Raw genomic sequence first — 267 nt, 5'->3', positions numbered from 1 at the left:
GCGCACGGTTCACCGCCGAGACGATCGCCTTGAGCGACGCCGTCGAGCTGTCGGCGTCGATGCCCACACCCCCGAGGCGCGTCCCGTCGACGTCCAGCTCGACGTAGGCCGCGGCCTGCGCGTCGCCGCTCGCGCTGAGCGGGTGCTCGACGTAGTCGTACAGCTTGACGCCGACTCCATGCGCCTCGAGGCCGGAGATGAACGCGGCGATCGGCCCCGTGCCTCGTCCCGTGGTCGACTCGACGTCGTCGCCGATGCGCCGGTCGA

1 protein-coding gene is annotated in these 267 nt (G+C 71.9%); it reads right to left on the bottom strand.

Annotated features, from left to right (window positions below; genetic code table 11):
* Window positions 1-267: alpha-isopropylmalate synthase regulatory domain-containing protein (locus tag ACZ6JE_RS15255; protein WP_464319491.1), on the bottom strand; the 267-nt coding region annotated here is incomplete at both ends.

This window comes from Frigoribacterium sp. AC759 (assembly GCF_979256015.1).
The sequence above is the reverse complement of the archived record's forward strand: the minus strand, read 5'-3'. Positions and strand labels throughout refer to the sequence as shown.